This window comes from Parasphingopyxis sp. CP4 (assembly GCF_013378055.1).
Taxonomy (GTDB): Bacteria; Pseudomonadota; Alphaproteobacteria; order Sphingomonadales; family Sphingomonadaceae; genus Parasphingopyxis.
In genome coordinates this window covers 676,874-694,692 of sequence record NZ_CP051130.1, presented here as the reverse complement: position 1 = coordinate 694,692, position 17,819 = coordinate 676,874, and the positions used below count along the sequence as shown (strand labels likewise).

Genomic DNA, 17,819 nt, shown 5'->3' with positions numbered 1-17,819 from the left:
TTATTTGCGGTCGGTTGAATGCTCTTCAAGCAGATAGCGGACGAGCGGTTGCATCGTCTCGTCATAACGCGCCAGCTGCACATGATCATCGGCATCGTCGAGATGCGAGATCAAGCTTTGGCCAGTCCAATAGTGTAGCGCATATGCCGGCGGATCAGCGATGATCATCGCTCGCTTGTCCGGGGTTCCAGGGTCAATCGGTCGCAAATCGAGCGCAACCTGTGGAGCGGTTGAGGGTACGACTGAAAGAGGAACCCCTGCCCAACCGGTCATGATCGGGCGATGAATATGTCCCGCAACCATGCCAACTATGTTGGTGGCTGGTTCGATAATCTCGCGCAGGCGCTTAACCCAATCTGCCTCCGGCACTGCTGTCATCCAGGGGATGCCAGTTTCGATTGGCGGATGGTGCAGGACGATCATTGTCGGCTTATCCGTCTCTTCCGCCAGGCGCTCAGAGAGCCATTTAGCGCGACGTTCACAAAAGGCGCCGCCATGCCGCCCCGGCTCAAGCGTATCGAGAACTATCAACCGCAGCGGCCAGTGCTTCTCATCAATGACATATTGGACAAAGCCGTCAGATGTCGGAATCTCGGGAAAACGCTGCGTGAAGCCGTCGCGATCATCATGATTGCCCATGCACGGCCAGACAGGAAACGGACACCGGCCAAATGCGGATTTGAGGCGCCGATAGCTGTCGGCATCGCCTTTGTCCGTGAGATCGCCAGTGGCGATGAGAAGGTCAGGCAACGGATCCATATCGCATAAGCGCTCGAGCACCTGATCGAGGCGCCGACGGTTAAATTCCGCCGGATCATCTGGATCGAATCCCAAATGGATATCGGTGATTTGCGCAATCAGCATGGATGGGTGCTTTCGCTATTCGCCATGCATACTCCTTGCTTCGCCTCGGTCATTCTTAGCGATCCTGACGTGGATTGATTGCCAGATTGCCATAATCCCGCACGCTTCTTGGTCGTTGGCCACGATTGTTCCGTGCTCGAACTAAATATGGTGCGGCATCGTCGGCATGATAACTGTGACACATAGCACAGGTTGAGACGATTTGGTCTCCGCTTGCCGTATCGCCCGCATGACATTCGCGGCATGTTTCGATTCCCGGAAGCAGGACCTCGGTCGCTTCCTCCGACGTATCCGCCTCATGACATGTGCCGCATTCTTCTGTCTGATGAGCACCATGGTCAAACCAGCCATTGTGCATGAAGCGCGAAATTTGGCGAACCGGTACAATATCGAAATCCAAAGACGCACGCGTTGTCGGCCGTTCTACCTCATGGCAATCGAAGCAGGCGCCATCGCGCGAAAATACCGCCCGGATCGCATCATCCCCGCGGGCATAGCGCGTTCGGGCCGCGAACTGATAGCGTCCGACTGTCCGCGCGCGACTATCTTCGCCGGGTCGACGTCGTTCCATTCCCGACAGATCGATCGGGCGGCGTGGCGCAGTATCGCGGTAGAAGGCGCGGATATCCGCGATCACCATTTCTGGCTCGCCATGCCGCAATGTCCGGATCGTCCCGCCAATCTGATCGAAGGCGAGGCTGTGACACATCTGGCAATTGGCCTCCATCGTGATCGGCTCGAATCGGGCTTGGTCAGGTGTTTCGACATGGCAATCACCGCAGCCGAGCGCCTCGCCAAAACCATATTCATCACTCAGCCGTTGCGCCATGCGAGCAACTCCGTTGGTTTCCGAGAGATGGAGGTCATGCGGGAATTTGATGCCAGTATTTTCCTCCGGATTGTCTTCAATGCTGACCCGGCGATACCGTGCCATACCGTTTTCATCGGCCGGCCGCGTCATGATGCGCGGTCGAAATTCGGGATGATCGCGCCCGAAATCATGCGCGTTGAGAATATCAGTATCGGTTAATCTGGCATCGAGGTCAGTATGGCAGTCGGCACAGAATTGCTGGGGCGCCGCCGCCATTTCGCCAGCGCCCTCATGCTCCAAATGGCAAGATGCGCAGCTGCGTTGAGGGCGATTGAATGTGGTCGCCACTGCGCGCAGGAAATTGCGACCCAGGCCCAATTCGGGTTCGGAGGTTGCCATTCGGTCAGCTTCAGCATGATCGGGTATGTCCGTATGGCATTCGAGACACGCACTATCACGAACCGAGACGAATGCTTCGACATGACAAGCCTGGCAATCATTGGCGAGATTGGAATGCGCGTCAGACATTGATCCGCTGATCCATAATGTGTCGGCATGAAATCCATCTGCCCTCTCCCCGACGCCCTGATTAGAAAAATAGGCATAGATTGGCAGGGCGAGACAGGAGACGAGGATCAGTCCGACGAATGCCCAGGCACTGATCCGTTTTCCCGGAACCTTGTCGGCAAGCGAAAATAATCGATGCGCCTTGACCGGGTCGGAAACTTCTTCGCGATCAACGGTGATGACAATCTTGCCCTCATCATCCTCGCCATTGCCCGCCGCGACGCTGAGCCGATGGGGGCCGATCCGAATAGTCCCACCGCGCATTGCATTAATGTCGGCTCGGGTCGTCGTCCGGCCATTGACCGTTACCGGCAGGTTCTTCTCGGTAATGACCGTGATCTGCGTCTTGCCCGAAAGACGGATCGTCGCGTGATGCAGGGTAACGCCAAGATCGCTGAGCAGGATGTCGCTCTCAGGCCCGCGTCCGACTTTCAGCGTGTCCGTCTCAAGCGTCCGCGAGCGCAGGATTTCCCTGCCCCCCGAGGTGCGCGAACGATAATGGACAACAAAGCTCATCGCACCCCTACCAGTAGAAAAATACGCTGATGATATGCGCCGAAAGCGCAGCGAGCAGGCCGAACGTCACCGGTACGTGAATATAGAGCCAGATCTGCAGCATAGCCTTGAGCCGCAAATGTCGCCGGATCCGCATGACCGCCGCAAGTTTGCGCGACAGCAGAGCTTCAAGCCGATCATAGAGCTCGTCTTGCGGATGTCCGCCAGCGCTCGAAAGCGAACGGAAAATCGACAATGCGCGGGCAGTCCCGCCGCCGCGATATTTGCCACTCAGCCGCTGGCGCAAGCCGCCGTCAAAAGCAGTCTCGTCGAGTGCCTCCTGGACAATGGCTGCGGCTTCGGCATCGAGGGGTTGGGCGGCATCGAACAATTGGCGATCGATATCGGAAACAGTCTCCAACATCTGTGCTTCTGTTGTCTCATCACGATTGCTGCTCAGCTGGCGCGGCAGGATGCTGTATACCGTAATCCCAAAAATCCCGGACAGGATCACTATCATCATCAGGACCCAGGCGAGCGTGTGGACGTTCCAGCCAAGCTGGAAACCGGTGTGGAGTGTGCCGATCACTAAGAGCGACAGGCCCAGATATACATGTGCCGATGTCCAGGCTTTGAGCGACCAACGCCCGGGGGTCATCGCGCGTTTTCGGACACCGAGCAGCGTCAGCCAAATGATCAGGCCGACGCCGACTGTCCCCAACGTATAGCCTAGCCAGGTCCCGCCATTGTGGCGCGGCTCGATGTCGATCAGCAGGTATATGAGGATCAGCGTGATCGAGATGCCGAGCGCCATCTTGCCCCAATAACCGGCACGATAACGCAAAAAGCCTTCATGCTGCGCAGCTTCGGAGACCGCGCCGCTTTCGGCATCGCTATTACCGCTGAGATTTGCGCCCCGCGTGGCCATAATTATGCCTGCTCCGTTTCGAGCCGGGCGACCGACAGGAAGTCTTCAGGTGCGACGCGAATGGCGGCACCCGTCGGACAGGCCCGCACACAGGCAGGACCGCCCTCAATCCCGGCGCACATATCGCATTTGATCGCGACCTTGGGTGTCTCATCGGCAACCTGGCTCTCAATCCATTCATGCTCGGGTTCGCCCGGCCCAGGACCCGCGCCAAAAAACAGCCAACTCAACAGAGACGGTTTCGGCGGCGGCACTTTCTCCATACGGATAACGCCATAGGGGCAGTTGCGCTGGCAATTGCCACAGCCAATGCAGGTTTCATCGATAAACACCTCGCCATCATCGCCGCGATGAATCGCGTTGGGTGGACAATCGGCCATACAATGGGGATGTTCGCAATGGCGGCAGCTTGTCGGCACATGAAGATGGGCATAAGTGCGCCCGGCTTCGCGATCGAGCCGTGACAATCCATCATGACTATCGGCGCACGCCTTCTCACAATTGTCGCAGCCAACACAGAGATTCTCATCGATAAGCAGAACATCCGTCGCCTCACCGATACCGTTTTCGACCAGGAAGGATGCGACCGAACTGTACATGTCGACAACGCCCGAAAAACTGTCCTTCTTCGCTTCGACGAAATTGTTGATATCTTCGCGAGATTCCATTTCACGCCGCGCCTGGGCCAATAGGTCGGGCTTGTTTTCAAGCAGCGTGCGGAAGGCGTGGCCGTCAATCTTGATGACTTCGGATTTGATCGCTGCGCGCACGGTTGCCGTTCGCGGGCCGTCTTCGAGAACGGCCATTTCCCCGACATAGCTGCCGGCAGGGAGATAGGAGAGGAAGACAGGCTTACGGCCGACCATCTTCTCGACAACCATCGAACCTGATCGGATCACAAACAGATCGATATTGGTATCACCCTCATCGATAATTGCCTCGCCAGCTTTGACGTTTAGGATCTCAGACCCCTTCATCACCTCGACCAGATCTGCGGATTTCAATCCCGAACCGAACATTTGCAGCAACTGGCGCTCGGTCGAGATATCGGTCACGGCCCTGCGCGCAGCAGGCACAGACGCCATCAGCTTCAATGTTGCCATGCGGGGTATTTCAACCGCTATCAGCTCTTCACCGGCACGAATTGTCGCACCGCGTCGACGGCCAGATACCAATCCGACTTCGCCGAATATGGATCCCTCCTCGATCTCCTGGGTGAGCGATGTGTCAGCCTCGCTCAACTCAACGAGTGCATGGCCCTGTGCGATCCCGAATATCGAAGAGCCCGGTTCATTCTTCTCAAAAACCTGTTGGCCTTTGCGGAAATAATGCACGTCGGAATCGAGCATGAACTCACGCATTTGAAGTGGCGAGAGCTCATTCAGAATTGAAACCTTGGACCGCAAAAATTCGAGCCAGTTTTCAACGCTCAGATTGCCCGGAAGATTCTTGAACTTGGCTTCGAGAAGTGGTTCATCGGCTGGTTTGAGTTCGGTATTTCCATTGATGAACTCGACGACGTCATAGCCTTGGTTCATGCAATGTTTGATCAGCGGATATCCCGCCAACGCACCGATGACGAAGATACCCTTTTTGGTGGATTCAAACGCCGAAGATAGCTTCGGAAACGCCTCTCGGTCTTCGCTGGCAAACTCAACCCCGCAGGCTTCGACGAATTTGCGCGGCGGCGCCGAGCCGATGCGAGCAATCACGCGATCGCATCGTATCTTGGTCTGACCATCGCGTGTATCGAGGACAATCTCGCCGGGCAGCAATTCTGCCGGCGACGTTTCCGTCATGATATTCATCCGGCCTTGCTCACCGGCCGCTGTCAGCAATTTTACGTTCGCATCCTTGGCTCGGGCAAACTCGGCAGATCGGTTGAGAATGGTGACTTTATTGCCTTGTTCAGCATCAGCGGCCAAGCCTAGCGCATTCTCTATGCCAGCATCGCCGGAACCGATCACGGTGATATGCTCGTCCACATATTCGCCGGGGTCGTCGAGCTGATATTGTACATGCGGCAGATCTCCGCCCGGACAGCGCAAGGTGTTGGGATTGCCCTGGGTACCAATTGCCAGGATTACATTTTCCGCCTGGATCGTTTCGCCATCGGCTAGTTTGATCTGGAAATTCCCGGCCTCTCCTTCGATCGCGGTCACTTCGGAGTGGAGCCTAACATTGACACCCAGCGAGCCGGCCTGCTCGTCCCATGTGCCCAGCACAGCCTCTCTCTTACCCGCATCGAAATCCATGTCCGAGCGCAGCACGAGCTGGCTCGGCGTGGCCATCACATGCTTGCCCTTTTGATATTTGTAGATCGTGTCCGACAGATGGTCGGTTTTCTCGAGCAAAACATGGGAAAGGCCAAGGTCGGCGGCGCGTCCAGCGGCGCTGAGACCTGCAGGTCCCGAGCCGATGATAGCGATACGATAGCCGTCCGCCAAATTTACCCCCTGCCACCTGGCCTGCCTGTTCAGCGATCGGGTTTTCCCGGCTTCGCTTATATTCTCCCTGCGCCCGTTCGGCACTCTATCATCTTTGGGCGGACAAGCTAGATAGGAGACGCAAAATTATAGAGGGCAGGAATCATGGCGGAATCGGGCAAATCGGATGCAGACAATGGGGGCAATACAGCGCGTTATGTGCTGATTGCTGCTGCTGCGATTGCCACCTTCTCGATTGGCTATGCGATCGCCCGTGGCGATGATCAGGGCACTGCCGAAAGTGGCGCGCCACAAGGCACGGCTCTGGCCGAAAATCTTGGCAATGCGGAATTGGCCGAAGCAATTCCGCAGCTCGAAGCCCGGGTCGAACAGAGGCCCGACGACGAAGAGGCCTGGGCGCTGCTTGGGCTATCCTATTTCCAGTCCGCACGATATGGCGACGCTGCTAACGCTTATGGCCGTGCCAGCGAGTTGAACCCAACCATGGCCCGCTATCATTCGGCACGCGGTGAAGCGCTGGCGCTTGCCGCAGATGATGGCTTTCCTACTGATGCTCGACAGGCCTTTACGCGTGCACTGGAGCTGGACCCATCCGATCCCCGTGCTCGCTATTTTGAAGGCGTTCGCAAAGATCTTGCCGGAGATCATGAAGGCGCGGTCAATGATTGGATTGCGTTGTTACGCGATACGCCGCCCAATGCGCCCTGGGAGGGAGACCTTCGCGGGTTGATTGCACAGGTCGCCGAAGAGCATGGTATTGATGTCAGCGGGCGAGTGCCGCCACCGGGTACGATTGCTCAAACCAATGTGCCGGAGGCTGCAACCCAGGCCATTCCCGGTCCAAGCCCACAAGAAATGCGGGCAGCGAGCCAGCTGCCCCAGGGCCAGCAGGACATGATGATCGAAAATATGGTCAATGGCCTGGACGAGCGCCTCAGTCGCAATCCCAATGATGCGGATGGCTGGATCATGTTGATGCGCTCGCGCATGCAACTGGGTCAGGCCGCGCAAGCTGGCGATGCTTGGCGCCGCGCCCGTGAAGCCTTTGCCAGCGATTCATCGCAACTGGAACGGATCAACGCCTCGGCCCGGGCGCTTGGCGTACCGGGCGCTTAAGCGCTTCTCTTATTCCATCCGCCAAACTGATCGACGACCGCGTCGATCAAATCTGGATCGTTGGGAACCTGACCAGCTAGCACGAGCTGGGCAAGGCCATGCACAAGTGCCAGCGATTGGGTCGTCGCAACCTGCCGATCGCGTTCGGTCGCATCGTCAGGTAGCAGCACGTTGATATTATCCTTCAGCAACCGGCCAGCGCGATTGTCGCCGACCACCTCCCCTTCATCGCATTCACCTGTCAGGTGCATATAGCTAGTCATCAAACGGAATAGCGCCGGATGGGCCAATGCAAAATGCACATAGGCCTGACCAATTGCGCGAAACGCATCATCGCGCTCGGGAAAGTGCGAACCTGCGGCCTCCTGTGAGTCGGCCAGCATGTCATAGCCCGCACCAACCAGCGCGCCGAGGAGCGCATCCTTGTCCGGAAAGTGCCGATAAACGGCGGTTGCGCTAACACCCGTTTCACGGGCGACCTCACGCAATCCAATTTCTCCACCGGCCTTTGTCTCCAACAGCCGCAATCCAGTATCGAGCAATGCCGTTCGAAGGTCACCGTGATGATAGCTTTTCCTCGTCTGCGTCTTTTCCATGTTGACACTGTTACCATTGCGAGGTTAACAGTGTCAACATATCGAATCACCAGCCCCCCATAAAAGGACCGCTCCCCATGGCCAGCGTCATCGAGAAAACCATCCGTAAAACAGTCACCCAAGGCGTAATGGGTGTTTCCAAAGTCAGCGCCGCGCTCAAGACGCGCAGCGACGATCATCCCTATCTGACCGGCATCCATACTCCGATGACCGAAGAGCTGACCCTGACAGAGCTGAAAGTAGACGGCACAATTCCCGCCGAGATCGACGGACGCTATCTGCGGATTGGCCCGAACCCGGTTACGCCACCCAAGCCGGCGACCTATCACTGGTTCATCGGCGACGGCATGGCCCATGGATTGCGCATCCAGGGTGGCAAGGCCGAATGGTATCGCAATCGCTGGATCCGCTCCGGCGAAGTCAGCCAAGCGCTCGGCGAAGCACCTGTCCCCTGCCCGGACGATCGCGAACCCGGCAATGCCAATACCAATATCGTTGGCCAGAATGGTCGCACATGGGCGATTGTCGAGGCTGGCAACTGCCCGGTTGAGCTGACCGAAGAGCTCGACACCATCGCGATCAACGATTTTGATGGCACGCTGGACGGGCCGTTCACTGCGCATCCGCATCTCGACCCCGAAATCGGCGAAATGCATGCAATCTGCTACAAGGCCGATGCGCTCGATACGGTGTGGCACACCGTTGTTGGCCCGGATGGAAAGGTCGTGCGCGAAGAGCCGATTTCCGTCGAACACGGCCCAAGCATTCATGATTGTGCGCTCACCAAAAACTATGTGATCGTCATGGATCTGCCGGTCACCTTCTCGATGAAGACGCTGATGGGCGGTCACCCGTTCCCGTATCGCTGGAATCCCGATCACAAGGCCCGCATTGGCCTGATGCCGCGCAACGGAACCAATGCCGATGTCATCTGGCATCCGGTTGAGCCTTGTTATGTCTTCCATCCGGCCAATGCCTTCGAAGAGAAGGACGGCAAGGTGATCATGGACGTCGTAGCGCATAACCACATGTTCAATGACGGCTATGACGGCCCGGATGGATCACAGAGCAGCTTTGAACGTTGGACGATCGACGCCCAGGGCGGCGCGGTCGATCGGAAGGTTATCGACGGGACAAACCAGGAGTTTCCGCGCTATGACGAGCGCCAATCCTGCAAGGACTATCGCTACGCCTATTGCATGGCGGCTGATGATAGCGACAAAACACCCGGACTGATCAACGATACCCGCCTGTTCAAGCATGATCTGGAAACCGGCGATCGTGAAATCCATGACTTTGGAGCCAAGCGTCACCCAGGCGAGTTCGTGTTCGTTCCGCGCGGCGAAGGTGAAGACAATGGCTGGCTGGTCGGGCTGGTCGTCGACATGAATGATGATCACACCGAGTTTGTGATACTCGACGCCGCCAACTTTACCGGCGACCCGGTCGCAGCGATCCATCTACCCCATCGCATTCCGCCTGGGTTCCACGGTAACTGGGTGGCCAGCGCCTAATTGACTGAAACGTTCTGCGGTAACTAGCTGAGAGGAAGAATGACCCGTCTGCCGATCCTGATTTACGCAGCGATTGCAGTCAGCAGCTATATCCTCGGCGCAATCTACCTCTTCTCGCCAACCTTCATGCCCTATCATGCGGTTGCGGTTGGCGAGGAGTGGAACGCAGTCGCAGAGGGTTATCAGGTATTGATCGGCGCGCTGTTGGACGTTGCCGGCGGTGGTTGGTTGGCACTGGGCCTTTCCCTCACGGCGCTGATCGCCGTTCCCATACGACGCGGCGAGCGATGGGCCCGCTATGCGGCCCCGCTGATTGTTCTCGCGTTCAACATTCCTACGGGTTGGGCCACGATCACCGTGTTGACGCAAAGCCCGGCCAGTCCACCCTGGTATGGCCCGGTCGGCACCTGCGCGGCCGCGCTGCTGGCCCTGCTCATCGATCGGCCGTGGCAGAAATCCGGCGCTGGTCCGACAAACTAGGCCTTGGGCCGAAACAATCAAAACCCCGTTGCAATCCGTTGTGCGCTGCCGCATGGAATTATCCACAGGTACGACAGTAAGTGATTAAGCCGATGACAAAACAATGGAACCCGGACAGCTGGCGCGATGCCAATGGCATCCAGATGCCTGCCTATGACGATGCGGCTGCATTAGCCGATGTCGAGAATACGCTCGCCAACTATCCGCCGCTGATCTTTGCTGGTGAGGCGAAGCAGCTGCGCACCGACCTGTCGGAAGTGGCCTTGGGCAAGGCGTTTTTGTTGCAGGGCGGCGATTGCGCCGAAAGCTTCGCCGAATTCAATCCGACCAATATCCGCGATACATTCCGCGTAATCCTGCAGATGGCGGTCGTTCTGACCTATGCCTCGAAGGTCCCCGTGGTGAAGGTCGGCCGTATGGCCGGTCAGTTCGCCAAGCCGCGCTCCTCGGATATCGAAGAGCAGGATGGTGTCACCCTTCCCTCCTATCGTGGTGATATCGTCAACGATATCGACTTTAGCGAGAATTCACGCATTCCCGATCCGCAGCGCATGATCCGCGCCTATTCCCAGGCGTCGGCAACGCTCAATCTCCTACGCGCCTATGCCAGCGGCGGATATGCAAACCTTCATAAGGTCCATAGCTGGACGCTTGATTTCATGGGCAAGAGCCCTTGGGCCACCAAGTTTGAAGAACTCGCCGGCCGGATCGGTGACGCGCTACAATTCATGGACGCCTGCGGCATCGATGCCGATCGCGTTCCGCAGCTCAATGGCACGCAATTTTATGTTAGTCACGAAGCGTTGCTGCTGCCGTACGAAGAAGCGCTCACCCGCCAGGACAGCGTTACTGGTGATTGGTACGACACATCCGCGCATTTTGTCTGGATCGGAGATCGCACCCGCTTCGAAGACAGCGCGCATGTCGAATATTTCCGCGGCATTGCTAATCCAATTGGCATGAAATGCGGGCCTAGCCTCGATCCAGACGATCTGCTCAAATTGCTCGATACGCTCGATCCCGAACGGTCACCCGGACGGATCACCCTGATCAGCCGCTTTGGCCATGACAAGGTCGAAGAAGGCCTTGCCCCGCTGGTTCGTGCAGTGAAAGCCGAAGGGCACCCGGTCATCTGGTCCTGCGATCCGATGCATGGCAACACGATCAAAGCCGCCACCGGGTACAAGACCCGGCCGTTCGATCGCATACTCGACGAAGTGCGCGGCTTTTTCGCCGTCCATCGGGCAGAAGGCACCTATGGAGGCGGCATCCATTGTGAGATGACCGGCCAAGACGTGACCGAATGCACCGGTGGTGCGATTGACGTAACCGAGCAGAACCTCGCTGATCGCTATCACACCCATTGCGACCCGCGCCTGAATGCGGGTCAGAGCATCGAACTCGCCTTCCTGTTGGCTGAGATGCTCAACGAAGAAGGCATGCGCCGCGAACGCGAGAGCGAAGCAGCTTAGAGCAATTCGCCGCGTAGCACCCTGCGGAGACTTTCCATGGCAATGATCATCTGCGGAATGCTCTGGTTTGCCGCCATTTCCGTTGGGCTTATGGCCGGCGTCTATTTCACATTTTCGACTTTTGTGATGCGCTCTCTCGATGCAATCGAAAGCCCCTCTGGAATGCTCGCTATGCAATCCATCAATCGGGTAATCCAAAGATCGCTGTTTCTTCCGCTATTTTTCGCCAGCACGCTGGCCTGCTTGGTGTTGGCTATAGTTGCTGTAACGGATCTATCGGGGCGCGGCGCAATCGCGATGCTGGCGGGTAGCGCGCTCTATATCGTCGGCATGTTTGTCGTCACCGTGATCGCGAATGTACCGCTGAACAATGCGCTCGAGGCAACCGACGCACACACTGCTGATGGCGAGGCGATGTGGCGTCGCTATATGCAGCGCTGGACTGTCTGGAACCATGTCAGGACGCTGTCCTGCACTGCTGCATGCGCACTCCTTATCTGCGCGCTACTCCAGACCGCCTAAACATTCCGCCGCTCAATCGATCCCGTATCGATCATTGTCCGGGTACTGAAAAACCGCCAGAGTGACGGCGATTGGTTCAGGCACGGAGACGAATATCATGCAACTGCCAGACAAGGGGCGCGACTGGGATTCGCTGAGAGCGGATTTGGTCGAACGCGGCAGCAAGGATGCCAAATGGCGAGACGGCAAGACAGCCGTCTATGTGTTCAATGCCGGTGAGGATGTCGCAACGATCCAGAAGGAAGCATATACCGCCTATATGTCGGAAAACGGGCTGGGCCCCGCAGCCTTTCCGTCTCTCGCGCAGATGGAGAAGGATGTAATCTCCATGGCGCTCGGGTTGCTGCACGGCCCCAAAGGCGCGACTGGCGCAATGACGTCCGGCGGGACTGATTCCATAACCATGGCGATCAAGACCGCGCGCGATTTTGCGCGGGCAAGTGGTAAGGCGCAGGACAAGGCCAATGTCGTATTGCCGCAGTCCGCCCATCTCGCGTTCGACAAGGCCTGTCATCTGATGGACGTCGACGTGCGCCGCATCGCGCTGAAAACAGACGGGTCCTACGAAGCCGATGTGGCAGCTATGGAAGAAGCCTGCGACGCGGATACGATCATGATCGTGGGATCTGCACCGAACTTCCCCCACGGTATCATCGATCCAATTGCCGAACTGGGCGAAGCGGCGGAGCGCAAGGGTCTGTGGCTTCATGTCGATGCCTGTGTTGGCGGTTATTTTGCACCCTTTGCCCGCATGAACGGCGTGGCAGTGCCGCCATTTGATTTCGAAATTCCAACAGTCCACTCAATGAGTGCAGACCTTCATAAGTACGGATATGCAGCCAAGGGCGCATCAACCGTGCTGTTCCGATCCGATGCACTGTATCAGCACATGCCGTTCGACTTCGCTTGCTGGTCCGGCGCGCCGATGATGACTCCAACCTTGGCCGGCACGCGACCCGGCGGGGCGATCTCGGCGGCATGGGCAGTGATGAACTATCTGGGCGTAGACGGCTATTGCCGCCTTCAGGGCGAAGTGTGCGCGACCCGAGAACGCGTGGAAGCAGGCGTTTCCAAACTCGGATTCAAAATTCTTGGAAAGCCGCTTCTCGGTCTGGTCGCTTTTCATCATCCAGACCATCACGCCTTTGCCATTTATGGCGAGATGTATCGACGTGGCTGGTTCACCTCGGCCACGGTCGAACCACCAAGCCTCCACTTGATGCTGTCACCCAAACACTCTGAATTTATCGACGACTATCTGGAGGACCTGGCCGACAGTGTCTGCACGGTCGCTGCGGGTGAAGGCGCAAAGGCAGCAGAAAAGGCTGAAGTCCGATACAGCTAGTGAAGGGCACCATGGAACGGTTCGTCGCACCATCCGTTCGCACTGTCCCGGTGGGCTATCTGGCGCGGGAACTCTTTCTGTGTCAGAGCGATTGGCTTGGACAGCCAGCATTTGTGCGGCGTTCAACTGTATCTTGAGTTTAGCAGGTTCAGTTGGGGGAGTTTGAAGGAGCAACATAGTGCATATGATTTCGAAAAGGCCGACAGCAGCCATTCTGTTCGCCACGCTTGCCGTCACATTGCCGGCCAACCTCGCAGCTCAGGAGCTGCCCCCAATTTCTGGCGACGAAACCATTCTCGTAACCGGTACGCCGCCGGATGATTTGTCCGGCTTGGCGATCGGCCCTGAGCTTGAGGGCTTTATTTCGGCGCGCAACGGAGACCGTGTGACGGTCACGGGTGCTGACGGTAGTGTCACAAATGTCCTTATCGCTCCGGTTACCGACATCCGGTCCCGCGGCGGATTTCTTGGACTTAGCAGAACACCGCTTGGCGCGGACTCTCTCCTAAATGGCCTGCCGGTTAGCGTGGAAACTGTTCAATGGGGCGATGGCCTGGTGGCGAGCAAGGTTCGCTTCAGCAACAGCGACCTTGAAACCGCGAACATGATCCGGACCGGCACTGGTCAACAATTTGCTGAGCAAGGTGCCGCGATCGAGGAGAACGCTGCAGCGACCGAGGCATTGCGCGGCCGCGTCGGTGATATCGACCAATATAACATCCGCGGTACAACCAACGTCTATTTCGATTCCGGTCGGTGGCGGCTCACACCGCAAGCTGAAACCGAGCTGTGCGCAGCGGCACGAGAAGCCGATGCAATGGAGAACGCCCTGTTGCTGGTGGTCGGTTACACCGATTCAACCGGCGATCAGGAGTATAACCAAGTGCTGAGCGAACGGCGGGCTGGTCGGGTAGTCAACTATTTGCAGCAGGAATGCGGCTGGGCGCCGTATCGCATGCTGACCCCTACCGGAATGTCAGAGTCTGATCCGCTGGCGGACAACAACACGGCAGCCGGCCGGGCGCAGAACCGCCGCGTCTCGGTAAATATTCTCGTCAGCAAGGCACTCGACGGACTTTAGGATGTTTGGGGTGGGTCAAAAGCTCACCCCACCATCTCGCTCCAATCAACTTTGGTTCTACCGTCCGTTCGGCATGGACTGTTCGAATTCGCGGACAAACCGGTCAAGCAATCGCACACCAAACCCAGCGGATCCGTCCGGTTTCCAGTCGCTTGCGCCCGACCAGGCCATATTCGCTATGTCGAGATGGGCCCAGGGAATGTCGCGGCTGATAAACTCACCAAGGAAATAGGCCGCCGTACCCGCGCCGCCTCCGTTTCCAGTGCTACCGTTCCGGATATCAGCAACAGTCGAGCGCATATCCTGCGCATAGCTATCGTGAATTGGTAGGCGCCACAGAGGCTCGCCAGCAGCGTCGCCTGCTTCCAGAAGCTGCGTCGCAAGCCAATCATGCCGAGAGAAGAGTCCTGCATAATCGTTAGAGAGGGCGCCCCGCACCGAACCCGTTAGGGTGGCAACGTCGACGACAGCAACGGCGTCAAGATTGCGCTCAATCCAGGACAGGCCGTCAGCAAGAACCAAGCGCCCTTCAGCATCGGTGCTAATGACCTGAATTGTCTTACCGTTCAGCGCCCGCAACACATCACCCGGACGAATGGCTCGACCGTCGGGCATATTCTCAGCCAGCGCAGAGACAGCGACGACGTTCACGGATGCCCGAGATAGAGCAAGCGACAGCACCGCACCCGTGACGCTCGCAGCGCCCGACATGTCCATGCGCATATTTTCCATATTCTGGCGCGGTTTGATCGAGATTCCACCGGTATCGAACGTGATCCCCTTCCCAGCCAGGACAATCGGTCGATCGTCCTCGGTTCCGGGGCCGGTATAGCGCACGACAAGCAGCCGCGGCGGGCGCTCCGATCCTCGGCCAACGCCCAGTATCGCGCCCATCCCCAGTTCGTTCATCGCTGTTTCGTCAAGGACGTCAATTTGAATTCCCTCCACGCCGGAAAACGCCGTGCGGGCGCGGTCAACGAACACCTCTGGATAGACTGCATTGCCTGGCTCATTGGATATGTCGCGCGTCCAGTTCATCGCCGCGATCAAGGCGCGTCCGCGATTCTCATAGATCGATTGAGCAAGCAGTGCAGAGCCGGAAACAACGGTGACAGCGCCCCTGTCACCCTCACCCTCTTCTCGCGCGCGATAAAGATCAGAGCGATACTCTCCAAGCCCAAATCCTGTGGCGAAGTTGGACACCGCTTCACCGGTCATTGCTCCGGCGATCACCGTTACCGTCGCCGATTCACTCAATAGCGCACGACCGGCAATAGCACCGGCCCGTTCATAGTCCGGAGCGCGCCCATCCTCACCAACCGCGACGATCACAACCTGCTGCCAATCTCCAATACCACGCAGGCTCAATTTACCTGGTGACGAGAAATTAAACTCGGATGTCTCCAAGGCGCGCTGGATCGCCGTTCGTTCGGGTGTAGTGAGATCCCTCAAAGAGGTCGGAAGCTCTTCAAGATTGGCGACCGGTAAAACCAATGCTCCGCGATCAGCGGGCAATTGCTCCACAAACTGAACCAATCGCAATTGCTGGGAAGCCGGTTGCGCCATCGGCAAATTTTGGCTGATCGCAGATGAGCTGAGCCCTGCCGTCGCAACCGCAGCTGCTATCAACCACCCGGTAATTGTCAGAGCAGAAATGCGCATTTGGTTGCCTCTCTAGGATCTTCGCTCTCAGATGATACTGGCTAACCACTATCATAATTGGAGCGGGATCATGAAATTCTATGCGCTCTCAGCGGAATTCAACGCCGTCAAACGTTCCGCTCTTCAGCCAGTTCTCAAAATACTTGAAATAGGCTTGGGCTCCGTGTGGATAGCCGACATAATATTGGGCAAACTCAGTAGGCTGGCCCTCATTATTATAGTAACCCGGTGTGCAATCGGGAGTCCCGATAAGCATGCCGGGACCGGTCAGCAATAGCTGAACCCACTGATCCTGCGCTTCCTGCGTCACCTCGACTTCCTTCGCACCGGTCTCCAGGGCATGGCCGATCATCACAGCTATCCCCCGCGCACATTCAACCAGATTGTGCGGATAATTTGAGATAAGATTTGCCCCTTGGGTTGCCTGAACAAGAAACATGTTCGGGAAGCCATGGACATGCATGCCATGCTTGGTCCGCATCCCCTCTTCCCACGCCGTTTCAAGCGTTAGCCCGTCACGACCGACGGGATCAAAGCCGGTGCGGCGTTCCAGCGTCGTGCCGACTTCGAAGCCCGACGCATAGACAATGCAATCGACCTCATATTCCTTGCCGCCGACAACAACACCTTTTTCGGTAATCGCTTCAGCGCCCTTGCCATCGGTATCTATCAAATGGGTACCAGGATTGTTGAAGGACTGAAGATATTCGTCATGGAAACATGGCCGTTTGCAGAGCTGGCGATACCAAGCCTTGAGGTCTTCAGCTGTGCTTTCATCCGCGATCAATTCGTCGACCCGGGCGCGGATCTCTTCCATCTTCTGGATATCGCTATCTTCCCAAACAGCGAGCATATTCTCTACCGTGCGCTGGTCTTCGGGAAGCTCGTGAATTTTGGACCGGATGCGCTTTGTGAGGTCAGTCCAGCCATCCTGGACAAGATCTTCCTCGGCATGGCCAATGCCTTGATTGGCCGTGAAGTTTTCAAGCCACCGCTTCTGCCAGCCTTCCGTTGCGATTTCTTCAAACCAGTCGGCATCGATTGGTTCATTGTTGCGGATATCCACCGAAGACGGCGTGCGTTGAATGACGAAGACTTCCTTGGCAGCGCGCGCAAGATGCGGAACGACCTGAACCGAAGTGGCGCCAGTGCCGATAATTGCGACCCGCTTATCGGCGAGATTCTCCATCAACGCACCGTTCGGATCGCCGCCGGTATAATCATAATCCCATCGGCTGGTGTGAAAGCTGTGACCTTTGAATTTTTCAATACCAGGAACGCCGGGAAGCTTTGGAACATGGAGAGGCCCAGTACCCAGGCCGACAAAACTAGCGGTAAAATTATCCCCACGATCGGTGATGATGCGCCAATGGGACTGCTCTTCTTCCCAACGCATACTCTCAACCTTTGTATGAAATACTGCGTTCTTGTAAAGGTCGAAATGCTTCCCAATGCGCTGACAATGCTCGAGTATTTCAGGAGCGTGGACATATTTCTCGCTTGGCATATGACCGGTCTCTTCGAGCAACGGCATATAAACCATCGAGGCGGTATCGCATTGTGCGCCGGGATAGCGGTTCCAGTACCAGGTTCCGCCGAAATCGCCGCCTTTCTCAAGGATACGGATATCATAAATGCCGGCTTCTTGTAGCCGAGCTCCGGAAGCCAAACCGGAAAAACCGCCGCCGACAAACGCGTACGTAACATGATCGGTCAGCGGTTCGCGTTCAGTGCGTTCAACATAGGGGTCTTCGGCAAAATGGGCGAGCTGCCCTTTGAGTTCGAGATATTGCTCATTGCCTTCCGGCCGAATTCTCTTGTCACGCTCAGCCGCATATTTCGCGAGAATGGCAGATTTTTCGGTGGGGTCGATTGCTGCATTGCTGGCCATGGGCTTCCTCTAACGTAAACGGAAAACG

The 17,819-nt window shown here is 57.1% G+C and carries 14 protein-coding genes; 7 read left to right on the top strand and 7 right to left on the bottom strand.

What is annotated here, in order from left to right:
• From HFP51_RS03385 to HFP51_RS03370, 4 genes are read right to left on the bottom strand one after another with little or no spacing between them, the layout of a single operon-like run.
• On the bottom strand, positions 1-864 hold the full coding sequence (locus tag HFP51_RS03385; RefSeq protein ID WP_176874372.1) for a phosphodiesterase: 864 nt from the start codon (positions 862-864) through the stop codon (positions 1-3).
• A gap of 55 nt (positions 865-919) precedes the next feature.
• On the bottom strand, positions 920-2,758 hold the full coding sequence (locus HFP51_RS03380) for a cytochrome c3 family protein (RefSeq protein ID WP_176874371.1): 1,839 nt from the start codon (positions 2,756-2,758) through the stop codon (positions 920-922).
• Positions 2,759-2,765: 7 nt separating this feature from the next.
• Positions 2,766-3,665 carry a hypothetical protein gene (locus HFP51_RS03375; RefSeq protein WP_176874370.1) on the bottom strand — a complete coding sequence of 300 codons (900 nt, stop codon included), beginning with the start codon at positions 3,663-3,665 and terminating at the stop codon, positions 2,766-2,768.
• 2 nt (positions 3,666-3,667) lie between these two features.
• Positions 3,668-6,112, bottom strand: coding sequence for an NAD(P)-binding domain-containing protein (locus HFP51_RS03370; RefSeq protein WP_176874369.1), 2,445 nt, complete (start codon positions 6,110-6,112; stop codon positions 3,668-3,670).
• Positions 6,113-6,256: 144 nt separating this feature from the next.
• Between HFP51_RS03370 and HFP51_RS03365 the strand changes: the two genes are divergently transcribed.
• Complete coding sequence (locus HFP51_RS03365) at positions 6,257-7,228, top strand: tetratricopeptide repeat protein (protein WP_176874368.1); 972 nt, start codon at positions 6,257-6,259, stop codon at positions 7,226-7,228.
• On the opposite strand, the gene HFP51_RS03360 is transcribed toward HFP51_RS03365, so the two are convergent.
• Complete coding sequence (locus HFP51_RS03360; RefSeq protein WP_176874367.1) at positions 7,225-7,824, bottom strand: TetR/AcrR family transcriptional regulator; 600 nt, start codon at positions 7,822-7,824, stop codon at positions 7,225-7,227. The two genes, HFP51_RS03365 and HFP51_RS03360, sit on opposite strands and share 4 nt — an antisense overlap.
• A 77-nt stretch (positions 7,825-7,901) precedes the next feature.
• On the opposite strand from HFP51_RS03360, the gene HFP51_RS03355 reads away from it, so the two are divergent.
• The 6 genes from HFP51_RS03355 (at position 7,902) to HFP51_RS03330 (ending at position 14,238) form a co-directional block, all read left to right on the top strand.
• Positions 7,902-9,338 carry a carotenoid oxygenase family protein gene (locus tag HFP51_RS03355; RefSeq protein ID WP_176874366.1) on the top strand — a complete coding sequence of 479 codons (1,437 nt, stop codon included), beginning with the start codon at positions 7,902-7,904 and terminating at the stop codon, positions 9,336-9,338.
• 39 nt (positions 9,339-9,377) lie between these two features.
• A complete protein-coding gene (locus HFP51_RS03350) occupies positions 9,378-9,818 on the top strand; it encodes a hypothetical protein (protein ID WP_176874365.1) in 441 nt (146 codons plus the stop codon).
• Positions 9,819-9,910: 92 nt separating this feature from the next.
• A complete protein-coding gene (locus HFP51_RS03345; RefSeq protein WP_176874364.1) occupies positions 9,911-11,290 on the top strand; it encodes a class II 3-deoxy-7-phosphoheptulonate synthase in 1,380 nt (459 codons plus the stop codon).
• A gap of 36 nt (positions 11,291-11,326) precedes the next feature.
• Positions 11,327-11,812, top strand: coding sequence for a DUF1772 domain-containing protein (locus HFP51_RS03340; protein WP_176874363.1), 486 nt, complete (start codon positions 11,327-11,329; stop codon positions 11,810-11,812).
• 97 nt (positions 11,813-11,909) lie between these two features.
• Positions 11,910-13,157, top strand: coding sequence for an aspartate aminotransferase family protein (locus tag HFP51_RS03335; protein WP_176874362.1), 1,248 nt, complete (start codon positions 11,910-11,912; stop codon positions 13,155-13,157).
• 178 nt (positions 13,158-13,335) lie between these two features.
• Complete coding sequence (locus tag HFP51_RS03330; RefSeq protein ID WP_255454812.1) at positions 13,336-14,238, top strand: OmpA family protein; 903 nt, start codon at positions 13,336-13,338, stop codon at positions 14,236-14,238.
• 57 nt (positions 14,239-14,295) lie between these two features.
• Here HFP51_RS03330 and HFP51_RS03325 read toward each other — a convergent pair whose 3' ends face one another.
• Positions 14,296-15,804, bottom strand: coding sequence for a M17 family metallopeptidase (locus HFP51_RS03325; RefSeq protein WP_218135322.1), 1,509 nt, complete (start codon positions 15,802-15,804; stop codon positions 14,296-14,298).
• A gap of 184 nt (positions 15,805-15,988) precedes the next feature.
• Positions 15,989-17,791 (bottom strand): NAD(P)/FAD-dependent oxidoreductase, encoded by a 1,803-nt coding sequence (locus HFP51_RS03320; RefSeq protein ID WP_176874360.1) that lies wholly within the window; start codon positions 17,789-17,791, stop codon positions 15,989-15,991.
• Positions 17,792-17,819: the final 28 nt, after the last annotated feature.